The organism is Hydrogenophilus hirschii, assembly GCF_054656675.1.
Genome location: NZ_BAAHXQ010000001.1, coordinates 1,118,968 through 1,145,786 on the forward strand (window position 1 = coordinate 1,118,968; position 26,819 = coordinate 1,145,786).

Here is a 26,819-nt window from a genome sequence, read left to right on the forward strand (position 1 = left end):
ACGCTTCCTTGCTCTGGAGAATGCGATGGCCTCCGTTCTTACTGCCCCCGCCGCAACTACCCGCACCTCAGAACCCGCATTCGAAACGCGCAAAGACCAACTGCGCGAATGGTTCTCACTGCCGTTTTTCGACCTGCTGCACCGTGCGCACGAAACCCATCGCCGCCATTTTCCTGGCCACCGCGTGCAACGCTCGACGCTGCTGTCGATCAAAACCGGCGGCTGCTCCGAAGACTGTGGCTACTGTTCGCAGTCGGCACGCTACGAAAAAGCTACCGGTTTGTCTCGGCAACGGCTCCTCACCGTCGACGAGGTGCGTGCCCGCGCCGAAGCGGCCAAAGCGGCTGGTGCGAGCCGTTTCTGCATGGGCGCGGCGTGGCGCGGCCCCAAAGGCCAAGACCTGGATCGGGTGGCGGAACTGATCGCCTCCGTGAAAGCGCTGGGGCTCGAAACCTGCGTCACGCTCGGGATGCTCACCGACGACCAAGCGGCCCGTCTCAAAGCGGCTGGGCTCGATTACTACAACCACAACGTCGACACCTCTCCCGAATACTACGACCAAGTGATCACCACGCATACCCTGCAAGATCGGTTGCGCACGTTGGAGGCGGTACGCAAAGCAGGGATCAAAGTTTGCTGTGGTGGCATCATCGGCATGGGTGAGACCCGCGAAGACCGTATCAGTATGCTCGCACTCTTGGCCGATCTCGACCCGCCGCCCGAATCGGTACCGATCAACCAACTCGTCCCGATTCCCGGCACCCCACTCGGCGATCAACCGCCGCTCGACCCATTTGAATTCGTCCGCACCATCGCCGTTGCCCGACTGGCGATGCCGACCAGTTACGTCCGCCTCTCCGCCGGTCGCAAAACGATGAGCGACGAACTGCAGGCGCTCTGCTTCTACGCCGGCGCCAACTCGATCTTCTATGGCGACGCGCTCCTCACCACCGGCAACCCGGACGTCGCGCACGACAACGCACTCTTCGAACGCTTGGGGCTGCAACCGGAATGAGCAGCGCACACCAGCTTGTCGAACGCTCCCTAGCGGCAATCTGGCACCCGTGCACGCAGATGCAGCGTCATCTGCACCCGGACCCGGCACGCCGCATTCCCCTGTTACCGGTGGCGCGGGCCGAAGGGCCGTGGCTCTTCGACCCGGATGGGAACCGCTACTTCGACGCATTCAGCTCTTGGTGGACCACCCTTTTTGGTCATTGCCATTCGCACATCGTCGCCGCGGTGCGCGAACAGATCGCGACGCTCGACCACGTACTCCTTGCCGGCTGCACCCACGCCCCAGCGGTAGAACTCGCCGAAAGGCTTGCGGCAAAAACCGACGGCACGCTGGGACACGCCTTCTTCGCGTCGGATGGCGCCAGCGCCGTCGAAATTGCATTGAAATTGGCTGCGCACTACTGGCGCAACCTGGGATTTGCCGACAAACACCGCTTCGTGGCCTTTGCCGGCGGCTACCACGGGGAAACGGTTGGCGCACTTGCGGTTACCGACATCCCGATCTTTCGCGAAGCGTACGAACCGCTCATCCGCCCCGCGGCGATGATGCCGTCGCCCGATACACGGCGCGGCTCAAATGCTGCGCACGAAGCGCTTGCCGCGCTCGCAGAATACTTGGCGGTACACCACGCAGAAACCGCTGCGGTCATCGTCGAACCGCTCGTGCAGGGCGCTGGCGGCATGGCGATGCACCCGCCGTCGTTCCTGAATGCGCTGCGCGACCTGTGCACCCGCCACGACGTGCTTCTCATTTTCGACGAAATCGCCGTCGGCTGCGGCCGCACCGGTCGTTTCTTCGCCCATGAGCACGCGGGTGTCCGACCGGACCTCCTCACCCTCTCCAAAGGCATCACGGGCGGCACGCTTCCGCTTGCGGTGGTGCTTGCGCGCGACGAACTCTTTCGCGCGTTCCTTGCCGACGAAGTCACGCGGGCCTTTCTCCATTCCCACTCCTACACGGGCAACCCGCTTGCCTGCCGCGCCGCATGCGCCACGCTCGACCTCTTAGACAATCCGGAGGTTTGGCCACAGATCGAAACGCTCGGCGCTGCGTTCGAAGCGGCGATGGCTCAAGTCGCCGCGCAGGTGGGTGGGGTTCACCTGCGCCGCACCGGCACGATCGTTGCGTTCGACCTCCCTGACGCCCCAGGCGATTTCGCCCCGCGGGTCGCGAAAGCAGCGCTTGCGGCAGGGCTCCTTTTGCGCCCCCTTGGCAACACCTGCTACGTGATGCCGCCGTTCGCCACCCCGCCGGAACTGGCCGAATGGTTCGGCACGCAGTTGTTGCGCACCCTCACGCAGGTGCTCGAGACCGCAGCCGCATCGGACTGCTTCCAACCGGAACACCCTCAGGAACCGCCGCTGCCATGACCGCGCACGATCCTTGGCAACTGCCTGCCGAATGGCTCGCGCAACGGCGAGCGCAGGGGCTCGAACGCCGCCACCGCCCCTTTGCCCCCAGTTCAACGAGTGGGATCGCCCATGCCCGCAATCGGCAATGGGTCAATTTCGCCAGCAACGACTACCTGGGGCTAGCCCACCATCCGGCGGTGATCGCAGCGTGGCAGGCAGGCGCCACGCGCTGGGGCGTGGGGTCCACCGCGTCGGCGCTCGTCTGCGGCTATACCGAAGCGCACGAAACGCTCGAAAGCGCGCTCGCCGCGTGGCTTGGCTTCCCTGCGGCGCGGCTCTTCACCTCCGGCTACGCCGCGAACCTGGCTGCGGTGACGATGCTCGCAAGCGAATCCCCTTCGACGACCGCCATTTTTGCCGACAAGCTCGTCCATGCGTCGCTCATCGACGCGCTGCTTCTTGCACGTGCCCACGGGGCGCACGTGCGCCGCTACCCGCACCGGGACACCGAAACGCTGGCGCGCTGGCTTGCCGAAAGCCCTGCCCCTCTCAAAATCATCGTCACCGACGGTGTCTTCAGCATGGATGGCGACATCGCGCCGCTTCCTGAGCTCGCCTCCCTTGCCGAACGCCACCGCGCGTGGTTGATCGTCGACGACGCCCACGGTATTGGTGTCCTGGGCAACGGTCGTGGCACCTTCGCCCACTTCGGCTGTACCCCAGCCGCGCACTGGCTCTGGATCGCTACCTTTGGCAAAGCGGTGGGCGTTGCCGGTGCGGCGATTCTGGGGAGTAAAGATGCGATTGCTTGGCTCGACCAAAGCGCGCGCACGCACATCTACACCACCGCGATGCCGCCTGCGCAGGCAGAAGCGCTCAACGCAGCGATCACCGTGATCCGCAACGAACCCGATCGCTTGGCCCACCTCCACCGATTGATCGCGCAATGGCGTCTCCTTACCGAACGCCTCCCCGCCGCAGCAGCGACACCACTCGAATCGGCAACCGCAATTCAACCGCTCATCGTCGGCGAAAGTCAGCGTGCCGTGTATCTTGCGCAGGCGCTCGAAACCGCAGGATTCTTGGTTCCAGCAATCCGCCCCCCCACCGTTCCCCCCAACACAGCGCGCTTACGCATCTCGCTCTCGGCTGCCCATGAGCCGGAGCAGCTCGCAAACCTTGCCGAAGCGCTCCAGAAATTGTTGGCACTCCAACCGTGAACGAAACCTGATGGCAACACGCTGGCAACCCCGACCCAATGCCGAAACGACGGAACTACCCGCACTTCCCAAAGCGCGCGTTCGTGCTGCGTTTGGTCGGCACGCGCGCCACGCCGCACAGCACGACGTCGCCCAACGAAAGATCGCCGCAACACTCTTTGCCGCGCTCGACGCCGCGATAGCCGCAGCCGAGGCCCCGTTGCCGCAAACGCCATGGTTGCTGGATGCGGGCTGTGGGGTGGGCCGTGACCTGCCGCACCTCAAAGCGCGTTTTCCCCACCATCGTCTCCTCGCGTTGGATGCGGCTCCGGCGCTGCTCGCGACCCTACCGCCCGAATTGGCCACCCCCATCGTGGGCGACCTCGAACAGCTCCCGTTCCCTACCCAAACGCTCGCACTCTACTGGAGCAACTGCGCGTGGCAGTGGACGACACCGGTATTGGTCGTCCAGGAAATCGTGCGCACGCTGGCGCCAAACGGCTGGGCCGCGATCAGCATCGTGCTGGCAGGAACCTTTCCGGAACTCGCCACCGCTTTTGCCGAACTGGGCGAACCGCCACCGCTCGCCCCGCTTCCCGACGAAGCCGCCTGGCGGCAGGCATTTGCCGGCCATCCGTGGCGCACCCTCCACGCTACGCACCACACGATCCCCCTCTTCTTCGCCACACCACAAGAACTCCTCGCCTCGATTCGTGGTGTTGGCGCAACCGCCACCCCAAAAACGCCCCACCGCTTCGACCGCACCCGACCGCGCCGCCTTGCTGCCGCGCTGGAACGGCTGAGCGGCCCCCACGGAATTTCCCTCACCTACCAAATCCTGACCATTTTGGCGCAACGACCATGATCCAATTGCGATCGCTCACCTTCAGCCGCGCCGACAAGCGCCTGGTGAAAAACGCCACATTGCAAATCCACGCGGGTTGGAAAGTCGGCGTCACCGGCGCCAACGGCTGTGGCAAATCGACGCTGTTCGCGCTGCTGCGCGGTGACCACCACCCCGACCACGGCGACCTGGAATGGCCAGTCACCTGGCGGATTGCGCACGTCGCCCAGGAAACCCCTGCCGTTGACACCCCGGCGATCGAGTACGTTCTGGATGGCAACACCGAATTGCGTCGCCTCGAACGTGCGCTCGCGGAAGCGGAACGCGCACACGACGGCATCCGCATCGCCGAGCTCCACGAAGCGCTCGCCGCGATCGACGGCTACGCCGCGCGCGCCCACGCCGCGGAGATCCTCGACGGGCTCGGTTTTTCGCCCGCAGCGCAGCAGCGCCCCGTCGCCACCTTTTCCGGCGGATGGCGGATGCGCCTCAACCTGGCCCGAGCACTCGCCGCAGACGCGGAGTTGCTCTTGCTCGACGAACCGACGAACCACCTCGACCTCGACGCCGTGTTGTGGCTGGAAACGTGGCTGCAGCGATCCGCCGCCACGCTTCTCGTGATTTCGCACGACCGCGAACTCCTCGATGCCGTTGCGACCCACATCCTCAGCTTCGAAAACGGCACCCTTCGCCTCTACACCGGCAACTTCACCACGTTCGAACGCACGCGCGCCGAACAGTTGGCCCACCAGCAAGCCCTGTACGAAAAACAGCAGCGCGAAATCGCCCATTTGCGCGCATTCGTCGAACGCTTTCGCGCCAAAGCCACCAAAGCGCGGCAAGCGCAAAGCCGCTTGAAGGCGCTTGCCCGCATGGAACTGATCGAGGCGGCGCACGTCGACTCCCCGTTCACCTTCCGTTTTCTCCCACCAGAGGGAACCTCCGACCCACTGCTCACGCTGGAAGCGGCCGCGGTCGGCTACGACGGGAAACCGCTACTGACCGGTATCGACCTCACGATCCGCCCCGATACCCGGCTTGCGCTACTGGGCCCCAACGGTGCCGGAAAATCGACACTCATCAAACTCCTTGCGGGCGAATTGCCGCTCCTTGCGGGCAAGCGGAACGAAGGGCGCAAGCTCAAGATCGGCTACTTTGCGCAGCACCAAATGGAACGGCTGCGACCGAACGAAACGCCACTGCAGCACCTGATCCGCCTCGAACCGACGACGCCGGAACAAGAGTTGCGTGATTTTCTCGGCCGCTTCGATTTTCGCGGTACTGCAGCCGACACCCCCTGCCGCGCCTTTTCGGGTGGTGAAAAGGCGCGGTTGGCGCTCGCGTTGCTGTTACGTACGCGCCCGAACCTCCTCCTGCTCGACGAGCCCACGAACCACCTCGACCTCGAAATGCGCGACGCATTGACGCGCGCGCTGCAAGAGGCAGAAGTCGCCGTCGTGCTGGTTTCGCACGACCGTTACCTGCTGCGCGCCACCGCCGACGCGTTCGTACTGGTCGCGGATGGTTGGGTAGTGCCTTTCGACGGCGACCTCGACGACTACGCCAACTGGCTGGCGCAACGCCGTCAAACCCACCGCGCCCCGACCGTCGCAGACCGTTCGGCCAAAGCACAACGCATCGCCGACCGCGCCGCGCAAAAAGCCGCACAAGCGGAGCAGCGGCGCTTGGAAAAAGCCGCAGCGAAATGGGAAGCAGAAATCGAAACACTAACCGCTGCGCTGCACGCCGTCGAAGCGCGGCTGGCCGATCCGGCACTTTACTCTGACCGCGCCGCTGCCGACGCCGTCGCCCGTGAAGCCGACGCGCTGCGCGCCCAAATCGCTGAGGCCGAAACCCAATGGCTCGAAGCGCAAACGGCATTGGAAGCACTCACCCTGGCGTCTGAATGAGGAGGACCTTGCCATGACCGCAACCGCCTATTTCGTCACCGGCACCGACACCGAGATCGGCAAAACCACCGTAACCGCGATTTTGTTACGGCAAGCCGCCGCAGAAGGCAAACGCGCTGCGGGACTCAAACCGATCGCTGCCGGGGTCGAAGCATCCGGAGCGAATGCCGACGTCGCTGCGCTCATCGCCGCAAGCAACGTCCCGCTACCCCGCGACGTCGTCAACCCCTACTGCTTCGCCGAACCGATCTCGCCGCACCTCGCGGCGCAACATGAAGGAGTCACGATCGACTTCGCAACCATTCGCCGCGCCGTAGACAACGCTCGAGCCCAGTGCGACCTCCTCTTCGTCGAAGGGGTGGGCGGTTTTCACGCGCCACTCTCAGAAACCACGACGGTTGCCGATCTGGCGGTTGCGCTCAACCTTCCCGTGCTTTTGGTGGTCGGGATGCGCCTGGGCTGCCTCAACCACGCGCTGCTCACCGTCGAGGCGATCACCGCGCGCGACCTTCTTTTTGCCGGTTGGATCGCCAACCAGATCGACCCCGAAATGGCTGCGTTCGCAGAAAACCTAGCGACACTGCAAGCGCGCCTCTCGGCACCGTGTTGGGGCGTCGTTCGCTATGGCGCCCACGCATTGAGCCACCCCGTTACACCTTAGCCGGGTAATGGTAAGGGGAGCGCATGCTCGCTCGGTTATGTTCCTCTATTCCAACACGTACGGGAAATGCTCACCACGTCCGCGGCGTAAAACCCGGCTGGTTGCACACCACCACGTCGTCGTCGGCCTGAACGAGCACGTAAAGCCCTTGTTTTTCGGCGTAGCGCACCACCTCATCCGGCGCGCCCATCGCCGCCACCGCCCCGTGCAGGAGCTTGTCGGCGAATTCGGGAAACGCCGCTTTGAAGCAGGCAAGGCGCTCCAGGTGTTCGTCGACGTCGTCGGTGGTCAAGCGGCTTTTGCACTCCACGGCAATCGCGTGGTCGCCGTTGATCACCAAAAGGTCGATCTCCATCACGGTCTGGCCCGTGTCGTCACGCGCGCGCACGTTGGGCATCACCCGATGCACGGGAATGCCCTGCTCTTGAAAGAGGCGCACCACCGTGGGCTCGACCATGTCCTGCACGAACTGGCCCAGGGGGTTCCCCAGACGCCCCAACTGGCGTTCGAGCGCGCGGATTCGGCGGTCGGTCTCTTGCATGCGGCGATCGGTCTCCTTGCTCTGTTCGGCAAGGCCCAGAATCATCGCTTTGAGGTCGTCCCAAGAGATTTCGGTGGCGGTCGTCATGGTTGGGTCGGCGTCATTTCTGAACTCACAAACCATCAACCATTTTACCACTGCGCTTTGCGTCATCCAGGCGCTACAGAATCATCTACCGGTACCTTCTCGATGCCCCACACCTCACTGCCAAAGCCGCGCAGCCAACGGTCAAGCCGCTGGGAGTCAGGTAGCGTTGCGGTAATGAGCAAAAGGTCTGCATAGCTTATGCAACTAACCCCCGATCGTCCTACTGCAACGCTTGAGCACGATGACGCTCACCCATAACCCAACGCACCGACCAACCCGCCCATCAAAATCAACCAGATCGGGGCCAGTCGGGTGCGGAGCATGCACCAAACCGTCACGGCAATCAGAAGGATTGGACCCCATGGAACCGTTTCTGCGCCATCCAGGAAGGGTTTGAGTAACACCCAACTGGTAGCCAGAAGAAGCCCCACGGTCATCGGCGCCAAACCTGCGGTGAAGGCTTGTACCCCCACGGACGTTCGGTGGGTGCGCAGCCAACGGCTGACCCGCAAGGAAAGCAGTGTCGAGGGCAGCAAAATGCCGCACAATGCGGCGAGCGCACCCACGAGCCCAGCGATCTGATATCCGACCACAGCAACGAACGTGACGTTCGGGCCTGGCGCGGCTTGCGCCAACGCGATCGAGGTCACGAACCCGGTCTCGTCGAGCCAGCCGCGCTCGACGACGAAATAGCGGTGCATCTCCGGCGCTGCAGACATCGCGCCCCCGATCGAAAGCAGCGAAAGCAACAAAAAATGGCTGACCAGGTCGAAGAGATCTGCCGCTGAGAGTCCATTCACTCTCGATTCTTCCCCGTTTCTTGGCGCGCGAGCTGGCAAAACGCAATCCCCCATCCGGTTCCGCCAACGAAGAGCACGACCCAAACCAGAGGCACGTGCCACACCGCCACCAGCGCCACCGTGACCCCGACCAAAAGCAACGTCACACCGCGACCCAATGGGTTTCGGCGTAATGCGGCAATGAGCTTGATCGCCATCGCGATCATCAAGCCTGCCGCGACCGCTCCCATACCGCGCAGTGCGCCCGCCACCATGGGCAAATCGGCAAACTGCTGGTAGCTGGCGGCAAGGGTCAAAACGATGGCGATTGGCGCGGTCAACATCCCGGCAAGCGCCGCGAGCGCGCCTGGCCAACCGAAGAAACGATCACCAAGCATCAACGCCAGATTGACGACGTTCGGCCCGGGCAGCACTTGGGCAACCGAATAGAGCTCGAGGAACGCCTCGCGGCGTAACCAGCGCTTGCGATCCACCAACTCCCGCTGCGCAACGGCCAGAACACCACCGAAACCTTGGAGCGCCAGGACGGTGAACGTCACAAACAACTCAACCAACGATTGCGGTCGGGAAGTGGGTTCGTGTTCGGGTGCCGAATCGTTCATGGAGAAACGCTACGCCGTTTCAACCTAAAACCCCGCCGCTACCCCTTCGCGCCGCGAATCGGCCGCCCCCAGCCAGCGCCCTCCCCTAAGCCCATTCGCCAATGGGGCAGGCGTGCCGTCGCGCAGTGGCGCCGTGCGAACGATCGCGTGAATGCCGCTCGCCATCTCGCGCGCCCGCACCTGATGCCCTTTCGCGGTGAGCGCCGCGGCTACCTCAGGCGTATCGAGCACCGTGCCTGCTTCCACCCAGGTGGTGGCGCTGCGCTGCGCGCCGAAGTGCGGCTGTTCGATCGCGTCGGAAAGCGGCAGACGCCAGTCGATGAGGCCGATGAGCGTCTGCGTCACGTAGTGGATGATCGCGCTACCTCCCGGTGACCCCAGCACCGCGAGCAGATCGCCGGTGTTGGCATCGAATACCATCGTCGGGGCCATCGAACTGCGCGGGCGCTTGCCGCCCGCGACGCGGTTCGCCACCGGCCACCCGTTTTCATCGACAGGACGAAACGCAAAATCGGTGAGTTGGTTGTTGAGCAAAAACCCTTCGACCATCAGCAGGCTGCCGAACGCGTGTTCGATCGAACTGGTGAGCGCCACCGCCCGTCCGGCGCCATCGATGATCGACAGGTGGGTGGTCGACGGAAACGGCACCGTTTCTCCTCTTCCCCACACCGTTTCGTCCGTCACTCCCGGCGGCTGTCCGGCGACAGGGGTACCGAGCGTGCGCTCGCGATCGATCAACTGCGCCCGTTCTGCCAAATAGCCCGAATCGAGTAGCCCCCGGACGGGCACCGCGACGAAATCGGGATCGGCCACGTACCGTTCGCGGTCGGCGAACGCCAAGCGGTACGCTTCGCTGACCAAATGGATCGCCTCGGGAGAATCGGGCGACAACGCAGCCAGATCGAACCGCTCCAGCAGTTTCAACGTTTGCAACACCGTAACGCCGCCGGAGCTGGGCGGCGGCATGCCGCAGATCCGAAAGCGCGCGCGGTAGGTGGCGCAAACCGCTTGGCGCACCACACTGCGATACGCTGCCAAGTCATTTTCGGTCATCAGTCCCGGGCGCGGGTCTTGGGCGATGCGGGTGACGATCGCGCGCGCAATCGCCCCGTGGTAGAACGCATCCGCGCCGTGCGTTGCGATCGCTTCGAGCGTTGCCGCGAGCTCCGGATTCTTCAGCCGGGCACCCACCGGCTTCGGATCGCCTTCTGCGGTCAAAAAGAGACGAGAGACCGTTTCGCCGCGGGCGCGAATACGCTCGACGTTGCGGGCGATCAGCGCATGCAGGCGCGGCGAGATCGCAAATCCCTCCCGGGCGATGCGTATCGCAGGCGCAAAGAGTTCGGCCCAGGGCAAATTCCCGTGCGCGCGGTGCGCCGCTTCGAGCATCCGCAGCAATCCGGGTACCCCAACCGACAAGCCGCTATCCACCGCAGCGAAAAAGGGAAGCGGCTTGCCGTCCGCATCCAGAAACCGATCGGCGCGGCTTGCGAGCGGTGCGGTCTCCTGCCCGTCGTAGGCGTGCACCTGCTCCGTGCTCGGATCGAAAAAGAGGAGAAATCCGCCGCCGCCGATTCCCGAGGATTGCGGTTCGACGACGTTCAAGACGAGCTGTGCCGCGATGGCTGCGTCTACCGCACTCCCCCCGCGACGCAGCATTTCAAGTGCGGCCTCGGTCGCCAACGGGTGCGCGGTCACCGCGATGGCACGATCGGCACTGGCAGACGGACGAAGCTGCCGCCCGGCGGCCCCTTCGGGCGCGATCGTTTCGGAACCTTTCGCACCGCCTGCGAACGCAACCCCGGCGGTGCAGAGCAACAGTGCAAAGGCGCACCACCACCGCGCAATGCGGCGCGGTGCCACCGTGCGCCCGGCACGCCGTTCGAACACGTTAGCCCCGGAACCGCGCCGATGCGGCGTGCGCGGCAAGCCCTTCCCCGTCGGCGAGCAACCCGGCGATCGGCGCGAGCTTCGCGGCTCCTTCGCGCGAAACTGCAAGGAGACTGGTGCGTTTTTGAAAGTCCCAAACGCCCAAGGGTGAGGAAAAACGAGCGCTGCGCATCGTCGGCAGTACGTGGTTGGGCCCCGCGCAGTAATCCCCGAACGCTTCCACCGACCAATGGCCGAGGAAGATCGCGCCGGCGTGGCGGATCTCCGGTTCCCAGGCTTCGGGGTCTTCGACGGCGAGCTCAAGGTGTTCGGGCGCCACCCGGTTGGCGATCGCGATCGCCGCCGCACGGTTGGGCGCGTAGATCAATGCGCCGCGATTCGCGAGCGACTGCGCGATGATCGCCCGGCGCGGTTGCTGGGGCAACAACCGCGCGATCGATTCCTGAACGCGCTCAAGGAACGCGCGATCGGTGCTCACCAAAATGGCTTGCGCGAGTTCGTCGTGTTCGGCTTGGGCGAAGAGGTCCATCGCCACCCAGTCGGGGTTGCCGGAACCATCGTTCAGGATCAACACCTCCGACGGCCCAGCGATCATATCGATCCCCACCATCCCGAAAACGCGCCGTTTCGCTTCGGCAACGTAAGCGTTCCCGGGGCCGACGATCTTGTCGACCTGCGGGATCGTCTGCGTGCCATACGCCAGCGCCGCCACCGCCTGCGCACCACCGATCGTGAAGACCCGATCGACTCCCGCAAGATAGGCCGCCGCGAGCACGAGCGGGTTGCGTTCGCCGTGCGGCGTGGGGGTCACCATGATCAATTCGGAAACACCAGCCACTTTCGCCGGAATCGCGTTCATCAATACCGAACTCGGGTACGCGGCGCGTCCACCCGGCACGTAGAGCCCGACGCGATCGAGCGGTGTCACCTTGAGCCCCAAGCGCGTTCCGTCGGCATCTTCGACCATCCACCCTTCGGCTTTCTGCCGTTCGTGGTAGCGGCGTATCCGTTCCGCGGCCACTTCGAGCGCCGCCCGCTGCGCGTCGCTCAACGCGCGCCATGCCGCTTCCCATTCGGTACGTGGCAGCTCGAGTTCAACCATCGCGAGCGCGTCGAGCCCGTCGAAGCGGCGGGTGTATTCGAGCACGGCGGCATCCCCGGTGGCACGCACCGCGCGCAGGATCTCGTCGACCCGCTCGACGATCTCGCGATCGGTGTCGCTCTCCAGCGTGAGCAGCACGTCGAGCGTCGCAAGAAAATCGGCTTGGGTCGCGTCGAGCCGACGCACCTCGGGTACGACGAACTCATTGGGCGATTCGGTCACGGCTCTTCTCCTCGAAAACGTCGATCAGCGGCTGCAGGAGCGCACGTTTCACTTTGAGTGCCGCCTGATTGACCACCAGGCGGCTCGAAATCGCCGCGATGGTCTCCACTTCGACGAGACCATTGGCGCGCAGCGTAGCGCCCGTGGACACGAGATCGACGATCGCATCCGCCAGGCCCACGAGTGGCGCCAGCTCCATCGAGCCGTAGAGTTTGATCAGGTCAACATGCACGCCTTTCGCGGCAAAGTGGGCACGGGCGCTCTTGAGGTATTTCGTCGCGACCCGAATCCGGCTGCCCAACCGCACTGCCTGCGCGTAATCGAACGTGCGTGGCACCGCGACGCAGAGTCGGCAACGGGCGATGCCGAGGTCCAGCAGTTGGTAGAGCCCCTCCCCACCGTGTTCCAGCAGCACATCCTTGCCGGCAATGCCCAGATCGGCGCCACCGTACTGGACGTACGTAGGAACGTCGGTAGCGCGGACGATCAAGAGCCGCACGTGCGGCAAATTCGTAGGGATGATGAGCTGGCGCGACGCTTCGGGATCACAGGCAGGTGTGATACCCGCTGCGGCCAGAAGCGGCACCGTCTCTTCGAAAATTCGCCCTTTCGAGAGGGCCAGGGTAATCGTTTCCATGCCGGGATTTTAGCCGATTTCGCGGCCATCCTCGGTCAGACGCGCCACCTTGGCACCCAACGCCCGCAGTTTCGTTTCGAGCCGCTCGTAACCACGGTCAAGATGGTAGATGCGGTCGATCACCGTCTCTCCTTCGGCGACTAGCCCAGCAACCACCAGCCCCGCCGAAGCGCGCAGGTCGGTTGCCATCACCTCGGCCCCTTCCAGGCGGTCGACGCCTGTGACGACCGCGGTGGCCCCGTCGATATGGATGTTCGCGCCAAGGCGTTGCAACTCCACCGCGTGCATGAAGCGGTTTTCGAAAATCGTTTCGCGAATCACCCCGCTACCCTGCGCCACCGTGTCGAGCGCCATGAATTGCGCTTGCATGTCGGTAGGAAAACCCGGGTACGGGGCAGTGCGGATATCGACCGCTTTGAGTCGCGCGGGCGCAGTGAGCGCAATCCAGTTCTCGCCACAGCGAATCGCGCACCCCGCTTCGCGCAGCTTCGCGACCACGGCATCGAGCGCCGCAACGGGCGCGTCGCGGAGCACAATCTCCCCCCCCGTGATCGCCGCGGCACAGAGGTAGGTTCCCGCCTCGATGCGATCGCTCATCACCCGGTAGGTTGCGCCGTGTAGCCGTTCGACCCCTTCGACCACCAAGGTGTCACTGCCAATCCCCGAAATCCTCGCGCCCATCGCCACCAAGAGGTTTGCCAAGTCGGCGACTTCCGGTTCGCGCGCCGCGTTCTCGATCACCGTGACGCCGTCAGCGAGCACCGCAGCCATCAAGAGGTTTTCCGTACCGGTCACGGTGACCACGTCGGGTACGATCCGCGCCCCAGTTAGGCGCGCCGCGCGGGCATGGATATTGCCGTGCACCACATGCACCTTTGCGCCCATCGCAGCAAGACCCTTCAGGTGCTGATCGACCGGGCGCGCACCGATCGCGCAGCCGCCGGGCAGACTCACTTCAGCTTCGCCCACGCGCGCAAGGAGCGGCCCAAGCACCAGGATCGACGCGCGCATCGTCTTCACCAGCTCGTAGGGTGCCACCGGTGCGGCGATGGTGGCGGCGCACAAGGTCACGGTGTCCCCGTCACGCGACACGACGACCCCAATCCGCGCCAGCAGCTTCAAAAGCGTTTCGACATCGTTGAGCGCAGGAACCCCGGTGATCGTCACCGGCTCAGCGGTGAGCAGCGCGGCACAGAGCATCGGTAACACCGCATTCTTCGCGCCAGAACAGGCGATTTCGCCCTGCAGACGCTTGCCCCCGACAATGCGCAATTTCGCCACGACGTCACTCCGAATCAGCGTTTTGCGCCTGCCACTCCGACGGGGTCAACGTGGTCAATTGCAGCGCGTGGATCTCGTTCCCCAGTTCGGGACCGATCGCCCGATAGACCAACTGGTGTTGCGCCACGCGCCGTTTGCCTTCGAATGCCGAGGAAACCACGAGCGCGGTGAAATGGACGTTGTCGTCGCTCACCACCTCGACGATCGCATCAGGTATCGCCGCCTGAATGCGCGCTTGGATCACGGACGCGTCGATCATCCTGCTTTGCTCCTTTCCCATCTGAGCCACGTTCACTGCCGCAGTTTGTAACCCGCAGCAATCCAACGGTAGGCCCACGCGACCACTACGAACGTGGTCAACATCCCTACGGCAAGGCTCAGCCGCGGATCGGTATCCGATTGTCCGAAAAAACCGTAGCGAAACCCGTCGATCAAAAAGAAAAATGGGTTGAAATGGCTGACCTTCTGCCAGAACGGGGGTAGTGCCGCGACGGAGTAGAAGACGCCCGAAAGCATCGTCAACGGCATCACCAAGAAATTCTGGAACGCCGCCAAGTGGTCGAACTTTTCGGACCAAATTCCGGCGATGATGCCAAAAGACCCCATGAGCAGCGCGCTCAAGCACGCGAACGCCAACGCCCACAGCGGTTCAGCGAACGGCAAATCGACGAACGGCGCCGTGACGAGCAACACCGCTGCGCCAACCACCAGCCCCCGCAGCGTCGCGGCCAGTGCGTACCCCCAGAAAAAAGTGGCATTCGAGAGCGGCGTGAGCAAAATGAAGACCAGGTTACCGGTGATCCGACTCTGGATCAGCGACGAACTGCTGTTCGCAAAAGCGTTTTGCATCACGCTCATGATCGCCAGCCCTGGAATCAAAAAGGTGGGGTAGGCCACTTCGCCATATGTCGTGACGTGGCGATCGAGCACGTTACTGAAAATCAGCAAAAAAAGCAGCGCATTGAGCACCGGTGCCGCGACCGTCTGCAGCGCCACCTTCCAGAAACGGAGCACCTCTTTGGTGAACAACGTGACGAATGCGAACCATTCGGCATGGGGCGCAGCTTCGATGCTCGGTTGCGGGCGATCAAGCGGTGCCACGCATCACCTCCAAAAAGACGCTCTCCAAATCCTTCCCGCCGGCGCGCGCGAGCAGCTCTCGAGTCCGGTCGAGCGCAACGATGCGTCCCCCTTTCATCATCGCGATGCGATCGCACAGCGCTTCGGCCTCTTCCAGATAGTGCGTCGTCAAAACGACGGTGTGTCCCGCCTTGTTGAGTTTCATCACGAATTGCCAAAGACTTTGCCGCAGTTCGACATCGACCCCGGCAGTCGGCTCGTCGAGGACGATCACGGGCGGCCGATGCACGAGCGCCTGCGCGACCATCACCCGCCGCTTCATCCCGCCCGAAAGGGTACGAAGATTGGCATCAGCTTTCGCGGCAAGCCCCAGCCCGACGAGCAACTCGTCGATCCACGCCTCGTTGTGCCGAATGCCGTAATAGCCGGACTGAAACCGCAGGCACTCACGCACGGTGAAGAAGGGATCGAAGACCAACTCCTGAGGCACGACACCGATCGCGCGCCGCGCGCGGCGGTAATCGGTAGCGACGTCGAACCCCATCACCCGCAGCGTCCCTTCCGTGGGTTTCGCGAGCCCGGCGAGCATCGAGATGAGGGTCGTCTTGCCCGCACCATTGGGACCGAGCAGCCCGAAGAACTCCCCTTGCGCAACGGTGAGGTCGATTCCAGCCACTGCGGCGAAGTCACCGAAACGCTTCACCGCGCCACGAATCTCGATCGCAGACGGTTTCATGAGACGAGTGACGCAACGCCGTAGATGTTGGCCAACGCAACCGCACTTTCGGGTAGGTTTCTAACCGTGATCGTCGCCCCGTCCCGGTTCGCACGGCGCCGCCACGCCAGCAACAACGCGATCAATGCCGAATCACAGGCACGGACCCCACTGGCATCGACCGTGATCGATGCCGCACCCGCAGGATAGCGATCGACCCACTCGTGTGCAGTATAGACGGTGACCACCCCCGAAAGCGCAATCACACCCCTGTCAGCCATGGGTTCCCTTTCCTGGCTCGGGCACTGGGTCGGTCTCCCCTTTCGCGTTTTTCTCTGCCAACACCCGGATCAAGCCGTCGATCCCACCGCGGTTGATCTCGGCAGTGAAGCTTCCGCGGTAGTTGGTCACCAGACTCACGCCTGCGATCACCACGTCGAAGATCCGCCAACCGTCGCCGCGGTTCTGCAACACATATTGCACTTCGATCGGTTCGCTTCCCGCGCGAACGATTCGCGCCGCGACACGGACGATCGGATCGTTCGCGCCCCTCATTTGGGGCAGAAACTCGAGGGTTTCGTCTTTGTACGCTTTTGCCGCGTTCGAGTAGGTGCGCAGCAGCAGTTTTTTGAACTCATCGGTGAGCTGAGCGCGCTGTTGCGGCGTGGCTTGCCGCCAAGCCGGGCCGACCGCCAAAGCCGTCATGCGCGGCATGTCGAAATAGGGGAGGATGTTTTCCTCGACAAAGGCAACGAGCGCCTCCCGACTGGGTTCGTCGGTCACCGGATGCGCTTTCAGGTAAGCGAGTACAGAATCCGAAAGCCGCTGCACGAGCGCAACCGGATCTTCTTCGGTTTTTGGGGTTGCCGCATAAACTCGGCTGCCCGGCGCAATCGCCAAAACCGTCACACCCAAGATCCCAGTGAGGAATACACGCCGTCTCACCATCTTTTCGTTCCTATTCATAATTTTCATACACGATGGGGGAATTGCCGTCGTAAATCAAATACTGGCGCCGTTGCAGATAAGAATCCCGGACATACGCATATTTGTCGATCGCCGCATCCGCCTGGGCGTCGAGCGGCAACAGCCGTGCCCGGGTTTCGACGATATCGAGACTCTTGACCGCGAACCGCGCCGTGTCATCCTCGAGATGGGTCGTGGGATCGCCCAGCCGATCGACCGGCCATGCAGCGGCGTCGCGTAAGGTTCTTGGTCCCAGAATAGGAAGTACCAGGTACGGGCCGCTCCCCACGCCCCAACGCGCCAGTGTCTGGCCAAAATCTTCGTTGTGTTTGGGGAGCCCGGCTTCCGACGCGATATCGAGGAGGCCGAACAACCCGAAGGTGGAGTTGAATGCAAAGCGCATCCAGTCGTTTGCTGCGGCACCGGGTTTGCCTTGCAACAAATTGTTGAACCCGATCCAGAGATCCCCCAGGTTTCCGAAGAAGTTGCTCCCCCCTTTTTTCACCGGTTCCGGCGCCACGGTGTCATACGCTTGCGCCACGGGCTTCACCACCGCACGATCGAGCGCCTCATTCACCGCGAACATCGTGCGGTTGAACCCTTCCCATGGGTCGACTGGCGTTGCGCGCACCGCGGCGTTCGTCGACGGCGCATCCGCGCTAACCCCGCCCCGCTGAACGGCGGTCGCACAGCCGCTCAGCGCAACCGCGAGCGCCCCGATCGCCACCGCGCACCCCAGCCAAGAACCGAAACTTCTTTGCGTCATGTGCCGCATGCGCTTCACTCCGCCGCCCTATTGACCAAAAACTGGCCGATCAATTTTTCCAATACCACCGCCGATTGCGTCAGCAAAATGCGGTCGCCATCCTGGAGGTTTTCCAGATCCGCGCCCGCTTCGATCCCCACGTACTGTTCCCCCAGCAACCCCGCGGTCAAAATGCTCGCGCTCGAATCCTTCGGAAAGGGGATATTCCTGCTGAGTTCCATCGTCACCTCAGCGCGGTAGCTCTTCGGATCGAGCCGAATCGCGGTCACCCTTCCAACCAACACCCCGGCACTCTTCACCGGCGCTTTCACCTTTAATCCGCCGATATTGTCGAAATAGGCGACGACGCGGATCGTCTCGCCGTCGATCCGCGACGTTGCGGCACCGGAGACCTCGAACGCGAGGAAAAAGAGCGCCGCGACCCCCAGCAAAACGAACAGTCCGACCAAAACGTCCCAACTCTTGCGTTCCATCTCACCGTCCAATGAACATGAATGCGGTCAGCACGAAATCGGCCGCCAACACGGCCAACGCCCCATAGACCACGGTTTTGGTGATCGCCCGCGAAACGCCTTCCGCGGTCGGCGTACAACTCCACCCTTGAAAAACGGCGATCCAGGTGACGATCACCCCAAAGACGAAACTTTTCACGATGCCGTTGCGCACGTCTGCATCGAAATCGACCGCGTTCTGCATCTGCGACCAGAAGGTCCCGTGATCGACACCGATCACCACCACCCCGATGAACCAGCCGCCCAAAATCCCTACCGCGGAAAAGATTCCCGCGAGTAACGGCATCGCAATCACCCCCGCCCAGAATTTCGGAGCGATGACGCGCGCGATCGGGTTCACCGCCATCACATCCATCGCGTCGAGCTGCTCAGTGGCCTTCATCAGTCCGATTTCCGCGGTCATCGCGCTGCCGGCGCGGCTTGCGAACAACAACGCAGCAACCACCGGCCCGAGTTCGCGCAGCAGCGAGAGCGCCACCACCCCGCCCAGCGCGGTCTCCGAGCCGAAACGTTGAAGCGTATCATACCCTTGCAGCCCCAACACCAAACCGACGAACGCCCCCGAAACCACGATGATCAGGATCGACAGCACTCCGGCAAAATAGAGGTCACGGATGAGCAACGGCACCCGGCGAAACGTCATGCCGGAGTGGCGCAACAACGCGATCACGAACCGCGCTGCAAACCCCAGTTGCACCACCGTGTCGATCGTTGCCTGCCCCAGGCGCGCAACTGCGTTGATCATATCTCCTCCATCAGCGCTTCGGCAAGCGGCGGCGCCGGATAGTGGAAAGGGGCAGGCCCGTCGATTTCGCCATGGACGAACTGGCGCACGTAGGGATCGCTCGCGTTGCGGATTGCATCCGGCGTACCGTGCGCGACGATGTGCCCGCGCGAGACGAAATAGACATAGTCGACCAACGCGAGCGATTCGACCACATCGTGGGTGACCACTACCGACGCTGCACCGAGCGCATCGTTCAGACGGCGAATCAGCGTTCCGATCGTCGCGAGCGAAATCGGGTCGAGCCCCGCGAACGGTTCGTCATAGAGGATCAACTCCGGATCGAGCGCAATCGCGCGGGCCAGCGCCACCCGCCGCGCCATACCGCCCGAAAGCTCACTCGTTTTCAAGCGCGCGGCGCCCCGCAACCCAACCGCTTCCAGTTTCAGCAACACCAGATCGCGGATCAGCGGCTCCGGCAACCGGGTATGCTCTCTGAGCGGGAATGCGACGTTTTCGAATACGTCGAGATCGGTAAAGAGCGCCCCGAATTGAAAGAGCATCCCGATACGGCGCCGCAGCGCGTAGCGTTGCGCTTCCGAGGCTTGATCGAGCCGGACACCCAAAACCTCGACGGTGCCGGACCATGGGCGTAATTGCCCGGTCAAGAGGCGCAACAGCGTCGTCTTGCCCGAACCCGACCCCCCCATGATCGCGACCACCTGGCCGCGATGAACGGTGAAATCGATGCCGTGCAGGATCTGCCGAGTCCCATACCCGGCGTCAACCCCGGACAACGAAGCGACCAATCGTTCTGTCACGCAATAAGCCATTTTTGAGCGAAGTCCTCATTATACCTGATCGGCAACGTGCGCAATTGCGCGCGTTTTTCCCCGTAAAATCCCCTAAAGTTTTTCGCTGGGTTGCCGATAATTGAGGCAAAGCACCATCAGGAGTCGAAAGCATGACACCGCGTTCTCTCTTAGGGGTTCTCTTTGCGGCACTCACGGCTGCCGGCTGTTCGTCGGTCACGGTGAGCGCACATCAAGAAACCCCCAACCCAACCGCGAATGGTGCGCGACACGAAGCCGTCGCATCCGAGTACGGCGCTGCCATGCCGTCGATCGAAATGCGCCCGGCGTTCCGCCCGCACCGTCAAGCGACCGCAGCCCCGCTTTCGGTTACCGAAGCGCTCAACTTGATGGCGGAACAGCTCGACGCCAATACCAAACACAAGAGCGCCTATCCCGCAGTGCTCGCCGCGACGTTCGTGAACTTGGACCGGATCGACGACACCTCACCGCTCGGGCGGCTGCTTACCGAAGGGCTGGTCGCGCGCTTGCAGGTTCGTGGCTGGAACCTCTATGACGTGCGCCTCAGTAAAGCGGTTGCGGTCACGCCAGAGGGCGAGTTCGTCCTCTCCCGCGATCCCAAGCGGCTCGAATACCAGTATGCGGCTGCGGCCGTACTCACGGGCACTTACACCGTGACCAGTAACGAGGTCATTCTCCACGCACGGATCACCGATGTCGCAACCGGCGTCGTGGTGGCCAGCTCTGAAGTGCGGCTTCCCATCGACGACGAGGTAGCCCATCTCCTCACCGATCACGACAGCCTGCGCCCGATGCGGATCATTCGGGGCCACTGATGCGACAACGCCCTGACCGCAGTCACGTGACGAGACGGCACCAGTGGCTGCAACGCTTCGCGATGGTCGCACTAGCGAGTACGCTCGCAGCGTGCGCGCAGCCGGCCGTTGTCGAACCGCGCACAGAATCGCTGAGCGATTGCGCCACGTTACTGCACGAGCGGCTGGGTGCAGACGCCGCGCAACTGTGCGGCTGCCAGGGCTTGGCGTGCACGACCCCGGTGGTCATCACCGATTTCGTCGCCGTTGACGATTACCGGTCGCAACGGCTCGGCAAACGCCTTGGAGAAGAGTTTCGCTTGGCGTGGCAACAACGTTGCCAGCGCCCGGTCCGTACCGTCGAACTGGCAGCTGACTTTCGCCTCGATGAAACCGGGCTGCGCGCGCTCACCCGCGACGTCGCGCAATTGATGACCACGACCACCGCGGACCCGCTCGCTTTCGTCGGCACCTACCGTTTGGAAGGAACCGAGCGCATCCGCTATTTCATCCGCCAAGTCCACCTGCCCACGCAAACCACCACGACCATGGCAGGAGGTTACTTGCCGCGCCGCTGTATCGACCCCCTGACGCCGCTGCCTTCGCGTCTCACGGACTGAACGCCCGAGCACGTCCCCAGTTTTTCGCGCGTCGACCACCCAACGCTCAATCCGGCCCGGCAAGAAAGCGCTCGCGCGCCGCTTCGAGCGCCGCCATATCCCCGCGCACGATCAGCGCATCCCCGCGCTGCAAACGGAAACTGGCGTCCGGAGCCGCACCGCGAATCCCCCGACGCCGCACCGCGACCACCTCGACGCGCAACGTATCGAGCGCAAGCGCCCCGAGCGTATGCCCGACCCACGGGGAATCGTCGGCAACCACGAAGGTATCGAGCCGGACACCGTCTGCGTCGTGTTCCTCATCCGCAGCGTCGCTCACCCCGGAAAAGAAACCGCGGAAAAGCCCATAACGCTCTTCGCGCAACGCGCGCAGACGGCGTACCAGTTTCGGCAACGGCACCCCGATCAATGCCAACGTCTGCACCGCCATCATGATGGCCACCTCGATCGCTTCCGGAATCACCTCGGACGCGCCAGCGGCGAACATCCGCTCGATGTCGCCCTCATCACGCACCCGGACCACCACGGGCGCCTCTGGCCGCAACGCTTGAACCGCCGATAGGATGCGCAGCGCTGCGTCGCGATCGGCGAAGGTGACCACCACCGCTTGCGCCCGCATTAACCCGGCCGCTTTGAGCACCTCGGTGCGCGCCGCATCCCCATACACGACGTTTTCCCCTGCCGCTTGCGCCCGCCGCACCCGTTCTGGATCGAGGTCGAGCGCAACCACGCTGATTCCCTCCTGGTCAAGGAGCTTAGCCATATGCTGCCCGGTTCGACCATAGCCCAGCAGCAGTACCGGCGCCTTGATCTTCACCGTCCGCGCCGCAATCTGCGTGAGCTCCAACGAGCGCCGCGTCCATTCGCTCGCCACCACGCGCAAAACGATCTTGTCGGAAAACTGCACGATCACCGGCGCGATCAACATCGACAACACCAGCGACGCCGCGATTACCTGTGGCCACGGTTCGGGCATCAACCCGTGCCGCTCGCCCAAGGCAAGGACCACGAAACCGAACTCCCCCGCCGTACACAACCACAAAGCGGAGCGCAGTGCGGTGCTTGCGTCACTGCCCAACACCCGTGATCCTGCCCAAACGATCACCCCTTTGAGGATCAGCACCACCACGATCGTCACCGCAACCCAAGGCAGAAAGCGAAACACCACGCCGATGTCGAGAAACATCCCGACGGTGATGAAAAAGAGCCCCAGGAGCACGTCGCGAAACGGCTTGATATCCTCTTCCACCTGGTAGCGGTATTCGGTTTCGGCAATCAACATCCCGGCCAGGAAAGCCCCGAGCGCGAGCGACAACCCCAGGAGCTCGGAAAGCATCGCCATGCCGATCGTGACCAAAAGGACGTTCAACGTGAAGAATTCACTCGAGCGTTGCCGCGCCACCCAACCGAACCAGCGGCGCATCACGGGTTGGCCGAAGCGCAACACGAGCGCCAGCGCCACCGCCGCTTTCACCAGCGCCAGCCCCATCGGCAAGAGCCACTCTCCCCCCGCTTCGCCCCTGCCGAGCGCAGGCAGCAAAATGAGGATCGGCACCACGGCGAGATCTTGAAAGAGCAACACGCCGATCACTTCTCGCCCGTGGGGTTTTTCCAACTCCATCCGCTCGGTGAGCAATTTCGACAAAATCGCCGTCGAGGACATCGCCAACGCAGCGGCGAGTACGAAAGCACCGATCCACGGCAACCCCAGGGCCCCACCGATTCCCATCAACACCACGATCGTCACCAAGACCTGGATCGCCCCAAGGCCGAAGACGACGCGGCGCATCGCCTTGAGGTGACCCAGCGAAAATTCCAAACCGATCGAAAACATCAAAAAGACGATGCCGAATTCAGCGACGAACTGCGCCGTGGCAGGATCGCGAACCAGATTGAGGGTACTGGGGCCGACGAGCACCCCGACCATCAAATAGCCGATGATCGGCGGCAAGCCCAATTGCCGCGTGAGGCCCACCGCGACCACCGACCCCGCCAGAAGCCCAACCAGCAAAAAAAGGCTTTCGTGCATTCCGTTCCCCGACAGATGGGTTTGCTATACTACGCGCTAGTATAGTGGAAAGGACAACATGGCCGAATCGTCAGCGTCCATCGACCCAGAGCACCTGATCGCTCGGGGCGAAACCACATTGGCGATCGAAATCGCTGGGCTTGAGGCGGTCAAAGCACGCTTACGGGGCGACCAGAGTTTCGTCCGCGCCGTCACGGTGATCCTCGAAGCCAAAGGGCGGGTGATCGTGACCGGCGTGGGGAAATCGGGCCACATCGGGCGCAAGATCGCCGCCACCCTGGCTTCGACCGGCACCCCCGCCTATTTCGTCCATGCGGCGGAAGCCGCGCATGGCGACCTCGGAATGATCACACCCGAAGACGTGGTGATCGCGATCTCCTATTCGGGTCAATCGGACGAACTTCTGACCATCCTGCCAGCGATCAAACGCTTCGGCGCCCACCTCATCGCGATCACCGGCCGAGCCCATTCGCCGCTCGCACAAGCCGCCGAGGTCCATCTCGACGTCTCTGTACCGCAAGAGGCGTGCCCGCACAACATCGCGCCAACTGCGAGCACCACGGCGACGCTCGCGCTCGGTGACGCGCTGGCGATGGCCCTACTGGAAGCGCGTGGTTTCGGCCCCGACGACTTCGCCCGCACCCATCCGGCTGGAGCGCTCGGGCGGCGGCTCTTGCTGCGCCTTGCCGACGTGATGCGGCCGCGCGACCGCTGCCCGGTGGCTCGCGCTGACACCCCCTTTACCGAAGCGCTCCTTACCATGACCCGAGGCGGCATGGGCATGGTGATTCTGGTCGACGACAGCGACCGCCCCTGTGGCATCTTCACCGACGGCGACCTGCGTCGCCTCCTCGAACGGGGTACCGACTGGCGTCATGCCCGCTTCGGCGACGTCGCCCACCCTGCCCCCAAAACCCTCCCGGCAACTGCGCTTGCCGCCGAAGCGGCCCACTTCATGGAGACGCACCGCATCAACCACATCCTGGCCGTGCACGCAGACGGAACCCTTGCGGGTGCGGTCCATATGCACGATTTGATGCACGCCAAGGTGATTTAGATGAATGCTCAAGCGAAAGCGCGCGCCGTGCGTCTGATGGGATTCGACATCGACGGGGTGATGACCGACGGCCGCCTCTATTACGGTCCCGACGGCGAAACCCTAAAAGTTTTTCACAGTCGCGATGGACACGGCCTGAAACTGCTGATGCGCGCCGGAATCGTCGTCGTGGTGATCTCGGGGCGGCGCTCTGCAGCGCTCGAAGCGCGCTGTGCCGAACTCGGTGTACACGAATGCCACTTGGGTGTCGAAGACAAACTCGCGACGCTGCAAACCATCCTTGCCCGGCGCAACTTGACGCGCCAACAGTCCGGATATATGGGCGACGACATCGTCGATCTCGAAATTCTCTGCCAGTGCGGGTTTTCGGCGGCGCCTGCCGACGCCCATCCGGAGGTCTGCGCCCGCGTCGACTACCGTGCGGCGCTGCCTGGCGGTCACGGCGCCGTCCGTGAAGTGTGTGATTGGCTGCTCAAAACGCAAAACCGTTACCAGCAGCTGGTTCAAGAAGCTTTGGGGTCCGCTGCGCCATGATGTTGACGGCAACGACCGCTCGTACCACGCTCCTCTTGACTGCGTTGGCGGTGATCGCCTCAGGGCTTTGGTGGCTTGCTGAGCGCGAAATGGCCGCACTCACCCCCCCTTCGCCACCGGCGCCGCAGATCGACGGCACCGCCTATCAGACCTTCACCCGCATCTATGACCGATCGGGCCGGTTGCAGCAGACGCTCACCGCGGCGCGGCTTGACCACGAACGCCTCAGTGCACAACTGCTGCTCACTCAGGTCACGTTCGAATCGTTCCGCCCCCCATACCATACCGTGGCATTCGCCCAACAGGCGCGGTGGCTCGAAAACGAAGGGCGGCTCGACCTTTGGAATACGGTGCGCATCCGCCGCGATACGCTCGATGCCCCGCCGCTTGCGCTCGCAACGGAAGCGCTGACGCTCTGGCCCCATGAAGGGCGGGGCAGTAGCGCGACGCAAACCTGGTTACTCCAAGGGGCGCGTTGGGCTGTCGGTGATACCCTGACTGCCGAACGCGACTTCACCCATATCGTCTTGGCCGGAAACGCGCACGTTCACTGGCCGGCGCCGCCTTCGCCTCGGCAACGCGTACCGCAACCCAACGCACCCTCCGCACGACCCGGTAAAGGATGAGGATGAGCACGCTTGTCTGCAGCCATTTACGCCCGCTCGCGTTGACCGCACTCACAGCGCTGATCGTGGCATTGCCCGGACCACTCTACGCGAAAAAGAGCGATCGCGACCAACCGGTTGCAATCGACGCCGACCGGATCACCGTCGACGAACGCGAACGCACCCACCGCTTCGAAGGCAACGTCCTGCTGCGCCAAGGTACGCTGGAGATTCGTGCCGACGAGGTGATCGTGACACAGGACGACCAGGGGTTTCGCACCGGAACCGCGATCGGCAAAGGGCGCTTGGCCACCTTTCGCCAACAGAAAGAGGGTTCGGACGAATGGATCACGGGGCAAGCGGAACGGCTCGACTATGACGCGCGGGCCGAACGCTTGACGCTGACCGGCCGCGCCCGCGTCACCTCGGGTGCCGACATCGTCGAAGGCGCGGTGATCGTCTATGAAGTAGTCAACGAAACCTATCGCGTGACCAAAAGCGGCGCGACCTCCTCTGCCCCGAACGGGCGGGTGCGCGCGATCATTCAACCCAAAAACCCACCCAAGGAGCAAAAACCATGAATGAAACCAGCCATTCATCCGTCGTATTGACCGAAGTCCATGGCAAGGTCGGGCTGATCCGCATCAATCGCCCGGAACGGATGAACGCGCTCAATGACGCGGTGGTCGATGCGATCGGCGCTGCGCTCGACACTTTTGAGGCCGACGACGCCATCGGCGCGATCGTCATCACCGGCAACGAAAAGGCCTTCGCGGCGGGTGCAGACATCGGCGCGATGGCCGAGTTCGACTATCAGCACGCCTACCGAACCGACTACATCACCCGCAACTGGGAGCGCGTGAAGACCTGTCGCAAACCGATCATCGCTGCGGTTGCCGGCTATGCGCTGGGGGGCGGGTGCGAGTTGGCGATGATGTGCGATTTCATCATTGCCGCCGACAACGCGAAGTTCGGACAACCGGAGATCAAGCTCGGAATCCTACCCGGTGCCGGCGGAACGCAGCGGTTACCCCGTGCGGTCGGAAAGGCAAAAGCGATGGACATGTGCCTTACTGCGCGCTTCATGGACGCGGAAGAGGCCGAACGTGCGGGGCTGGTGTCGCGGATCGTCCCCGTCGACCGATTGCTCGACGAGGCACTCTCTGCCGCGCAGACCATCGCCTCGTACTCGCTGCCCGTGGTGATGATGGTCAAAGAGTGTGTCAACCGTGCGTTCGAAAGCTCGCTTGCCGAAGGGCTCCTCTTCGAGCGCCGCGTCTTCCATGCCGCGTTTGCGCTCGAAGACCAGAAAGAGGGCATGAAGGCGTTTCTGGAAAAACGCCCGCCCCAGTTCAAAAACCGCTGAGTTGTGCACTGCACAAAAAAATGTTGACTTTCTCCCGATGGGTCGCTATAGTATGGATTGTTGCACTGCAAC

Annotated in this window: 30 protein-coding genes; 13 read left to right on the forward strand and 17 right to left on the reverse strand. The window is 63.3% G+C overall.

What is annotated here, in order from left to right; all coding sequences use genetic code 11:
* The first annotated feature begins 25 nt into the window (after window positions 1-25).
* Genes bioB through bioD form a run of 6 tightly spaced genes read left to right on the forward strand, consistent with a single transcriptional unit; the run spans window position 26 to window position 6,984 of the window.
* Entirely contained in the window at window positions 26-1,015 is a 990-nt protein-coding gene (gene bioB, locus ACYQ4Z_RS05480; RefSeq protein WP_459860297.1) for a biotin synthase BioB, read from the forward strand.
* Window positions 1,012-2,388: an adenosylmethionine--8-amino-7-oxononanoate transaminase gene (gene bioA / locus ACYQ4Z_RS05485; protein WP_219971624.1), complete on the forward strand. Its 1,377-nt coding sequence runs from the start codon at window positions 1,012-1,014 to the stop codon at window positions 2,386-2,388. The genes bioB and bioA overlap by 4 nt, the downstream gene beginning before the upstream one ends.
* Window positions 2,385-3,590: an 8-amino-7-oxononanoate synthase gene (bioF, locus tag ACYQ4Z_RS05490; protein ID WP_217125503.1), complete on the forward strand. Its 1,206-nt coding sequence runs from the start codon at window positions 2,385-2,387 to the stop codon at window positions 3,588-3,590. The genes bioA and bioF overlap by 4 nt, the downstream gene beginning before the upstream one ends.
* 10 nt (window positions 3,591-3,600) lie before the next feature.
* A complete protein-coding gene (locus tag ACYQ4Z_RS05495) occupies window positions 3,601-4,434 on the forward strand; it encodes a methyltransferase domain-containing protein (protein ID WP_219971628.1) in 834 nt (277 codons plus the stop codon).
* Complete coding sequence (locus tag ACYQ4Z_RS05500; RefSeq protein WP_459860298.1) at window positions 4,431-6,323, forward strand: ATP-binding cassette domain-containing protein; 1,893 nt, start codon at window positions 4,431-4,433, stop codon at window positions 6,321-6,323. The genes ACYQ4Z_RS05495 and ACYQ4Z_RS05500 overlap by 4 nt, the downstream gene beginning before the upstream one ends.
* 13 nt (window positions 6,324-6,336) lie before the next feature.
* On the forward strand, window positions 6,337-6,984 hold the full coding sequence (bioD, locus tag ACYQ4Z_RS05505) for a dethiobiotin synthase (RefSeq protein ID WP_217125506.1): 648 nt from the start codon (window positions 6,337-6,339) through the stop codon (window positions 6,982-6,984).
* Window positions 6,985-7,054: 70 nt separating this feature from the next.
* Here the strand turns inward: bioD and ACYQ4Z_RS05510 are convergent, their stop codons facing one another.
* From ACYQ4Z_RS05510 to ACYQ4Z_RS05585, 16 genes are all read right to left on the reverse strand, one after another.
* On the reverse strand, window positions 7,055-7,612 hold the full coding sequence (locus ACYQ4Z_RS05510) for a DUF3782 domain-containing protein (RefSeq protein ID WP_459860300.1): 558 nt from the start codon (window positions 7,610-7,612) through the stop codon (window positions 7,055-7,057).
* 248 nt (window positions 7,613-7,860) lie between these two features.
* Window positions 7,861-8,412 carry a chromate transporter gene (locus ACYQ4Z_RS05515; RefSeq protein ID WP_219971635.1) on the reverse strand — a complete coding sequence of 184 codons (552 nt, stop codon included), beginning with the start codon at window positions 8,410-8,412 and terminating at the stop codon, window positions 7,861-7,863.
* Window positions 8,409-9,014, reverse strand: a complete 606-nt coding sequence (locus tag ACYQ4Z_RS05520) for a chromate transporter (protein WP_119335302.1) — start codon at window positions 9,012-9,014, stop codon at window positions 8,409-8,411. Before ACYQ4Z_RS05520 ends, ACYQ4Z_RS05515 begins: the two co-directional genes overlap by 4 nt.
* A 24-nt stretch (window positions 9,015-9,038) precedes the next feature.
* A complete protein-coding gene (ggt, locus tag ACYQ4Z_RS05525; protein WP_459860479.1) occupies window positions 9,039-10,877 on the reverse strand; it encodes a gamma-glutamyltransferase in 1,839 nt (612 codons plus the stop codon).
* A gap of 28 nt (window positions 10,878-10,905) precedes the next feature.
* On the reverse strand, window positions 10,906-12,228 hold the full coding sequence (gene hisD, locus ACYQ4Z_RS05530) for a histidinol dehydrogenase (protein ID WP_459860301.1): 1,323 nt from the start codon (window positions 12,226-12,228) through the stop codon (window positions 10,906-10,908).
* Window positions 12,209-12,865, reverse strand: a complete 657-nt coding sequence (hisG, locus tag ACYQ4Z_RS05535; RefSeq protein WP_219971643.1) for an ATP phosphoribosyltransferase — start codon at window positions 12,863-12,865, stop codon at window positions 12,209-12,211. Before hisG ends, hisD begins: the two co-directional genes overlap by 20 nt.
* A gap of 9 nt (window positions 12,866-12,874) precedes the next feature.
* Window positions 12,875-14,146, reverse strand: coding sequence for a UDP-N-acetylglucosamine 1-carboxyvinyltransferase (gene murA, locus ACYQ4Z_RS05540; RefSeq protein WP_219971645.1), 1,272 nt, complete (start codon window positions 14,144-14,146; stop codon window positions 12,875-12,877).
* Between the two features lie 4 nt (window positions 14,147-14,150).
* On the reverse strand, window positions 14,151-14,405 hold the full coding sequence (locus ACYQ4Z_RS05545; RefSeq protein ID WP_219971646.1) for a BolA family protein: 255 nt from the start codon (window positions 14,403-14,405) through the stop codon (window positions 14,151-14,153).
* Between the two features lie 32 nt (window positions 14,406-14,437).
* Window positions 14,438-15,217 (reverse strand): ABC transporter permease, encoded by a 780-nt coding sequence (locus tag ACYQ4Z_RS05550; protein WP_459860481.1) that lies wholly within the window; start codon window positions 15,215-15,217, stop codon window positions 14,438-14,440.
* Between the two features lie 16 nt (window positions 15,218-15,233).
* Window positions 15,234-15,962 (reverse strand): ABC transporter ATP-binding protein, encoded by a 729-nt coding sequence (locus ACYQ4Z_RS05555; protein WP_119335307.1) that lies wholly within the window; start codon window positions 15,960-15,962, stop codon window positions 15,234-15,236.
* Entirely contained in the window at window positions 15,959-16,222 is a 264-nt protein-coding gene (locus ACYQ4Z_RS05560) for an STAS domain-containing protein (protein WP_119335308.1), read from the reverse strand. The genes ACYQ4Z_RS05555 and ACYQ4Z_RS05560 overlap by 4 nt, the downstream gene beginning before the upstream one ends.
* Window positions 16,215-16,889: an MlaC/ttg2D family ABC transporter substrate-binding protein gene (locus ACYQ4Z_RS05565; protein WP_459860302.1), complete on the reverse strand. Its 675-nt coding sequence runs from the start codon at window positions 16,887-16,889 to the stop codon at window positions 16,215-16,217. The genes ACYQ4Z_RS05560 and ACYQ4Z_RS05565 overlap by 8 nt, the downstream gene beginning before the upstream one ends.
* Window positions 16,890-16,899: 10 nt before the next feature.
* Window positions 16,900-17,682 carry an MlaA family lipoprotein gene (locus ACYQ4Z_RS05570; RefSeq protein WP_459860303.1) on the reverse strand — a complete coding sequence of 261 codons (783 nt, stop codon included), beginning with the start codon at window positions 17,680-17,682 and terminating at the stop codon, window positions 16,900-16,902.
* A gap of 5 nt (window positions 17,683-17,687) precedes the next feature.
* On the reverse strand, window positions 17,688-18,146 hold the full coding sequence (gene mlaD, locus ACYQ4Z_RS05575) for an outer membrane lipid asymmetry maintenance protein MlaD (protein ID WP_459860304.1): 459 nt from the start codon (window positions 18,144-18,146) through the stop codon (window positions 17,688-17,690).
* A 1-nt stretch (window position 18,147) separates the two neighbouring features.
* The gene (mlaE, locus tag ACYQ4Z_RS05580) at window positions 18,148-18,930 is read right to left on the reverse strand and encodes a lipid asymmetry maintenance ABC transporter permease subunit MlaE (RefSeq protein ID WP_119335312.1); all 783 of its coding nucleotides are present in this window, start codon (window positions 18,928-18,930) and stop codon (window positions 18,148-18,150) included.
* Complete coding sequence (locus ACYQ4Z_RS05585; RefSeq protein WP_197713621.1) at window positions 18,927-19,730, reverse strand: ABC transporter ATP-binding protein; 804 nt, start codon at window positions 19,728-19,730, stop codon at window positions 18,927-18,929. Before ACYQ4Z_RS05585 ends, mlaE begins: the two co-directional genes overlap by 4 nt.
* 143 nt (window positions 19,731-19,873) lie before the next feature.
* Here ACYQ4Z_RS05585 and ACYQ4Z_RS05590 point away from each other — a divergent pair, with 143 nt between their 5' ends.
* Window positions 19,874-20,557 (forward strand): FlgO family outer membrane protein, encoded by a 684-nt coding sequence (locus tag ACYQ4Z_RS05590; protein ID WP_119335314.1) that lies wholly within the window; start codon window positions 19,874-19,876, stop codon window positions 20,555-20,557.
* Window positions 20,557-21,156: a FlgO family outer membrane protein gene (locus tag ACYQ4Z_RS05595; protein WP_219971662.1), complete on the forward strand. Its 600-nt coding sequence runs from the start codon at window positions 20,557-20,559 to the stop codon at window positions 21,154-21,156. Before ACYQ4Z_RS05590 ends, ACYQ4Z_RS05595 begins: the two co-directional genes overlap by 1 nt.
* A gap of 46 nt (window positions 21,157-21,202) precedes the next feature.
* Here ACYQ4Z_RS05595 and ACYQ4Z_RS05600 read toward each other — a convergent pair whose 3' ends face one another.
* Complete coding sequence (locus tag ACYQ4Z_RS05600; RefSeq protein ID WP_459860305.1) at window positions 21,203-23,185, reverse strand: monovalent cation:proton antiporter-2 (CPA2) family protein; 1,983 nt, start codon at window positions 23,183-23,185, stop codon at window positions 21,203-21,205.
* Window positions 23,186-23,243: 58 nt separating this feature from the next.
* Between ACYQ4Z_RS05600 and ACYQ4Z_RS05605 the strand changes: the two genes are divergently transcribed.
* Genes ACYQ4Z_RS05605 through ACYQ4Z_RS05625 form a run of 5 tightly spaced genes read left to right on the forward strand, consistent with a single transcriptional unit; the run spans window position 23,244 to window position 26,747 of the window.
* Complete coding sequence (locus ACYQ4Z_RS05605; protein ID WP_459860306.1) at window positions 23,244-24,242, forward strand: KpsF/GutQ family sugar-phosphate isomerase; 999 nt, start codon at window positions 23,244-23,246, stop codon at window positions 24,240-24,242.
* Window positions 24,243-24,776, forward strand: a complete 534-nt coding sequence (locus tag ACYQ4Z_RS05610; RefSeq protein ID WP_459860307.1) for a KdsC family phosphatase — start codon at window positions 24,243-24,245, stop codon at window positions 24,774-24,776.
* On the forward strand, window positions 24,773-25,402 hold the full coding sequence (lptC, locus tag ACYQ4Z_RS05615) for an LPS export ABC transporter periplasmic protein LptC (protein ID WP_459860308.1): 630 nt from the start codon (window positions 24,773-24,775) through the stop codon (window positions 25,400-25,402). Before ACYQ4Z_RS05610 ends, lptC begins: the two co-directional genes overlap by 4 nt.
* A 2-nt stretch (window positions 25,403-25,404) precedes the next feature.
* Window positions 25,405-25,962, forward strand: a complete 558-nt coding sequence (gene lptA, locus ACYQ4Z_RS05620) for a lipopolysaccharide transport periplasmic protein LptA (protein WP_119335320.1) — start codon at window positions 25,405-25,407, stop codon at window positions 25,960-25,962.
* On the forward strand, window positions 25,959-26,747 hold the full coding sequence (locus tag ACYQ4Z_RS05625) for an enoyl-CoA hydratase (RefSeq protein WP_119335321.1): 789 nt from the start codon (window positions 25,959-25,961) through the stop codon (window positions 26,745-26,747). Before lptA ends, ACYQ4Z_RS05625 begins: the two co-directional genes overlap by 4 nt.
* Window positions 26,748-26,819: the final 72 nt, after the last annotated feature.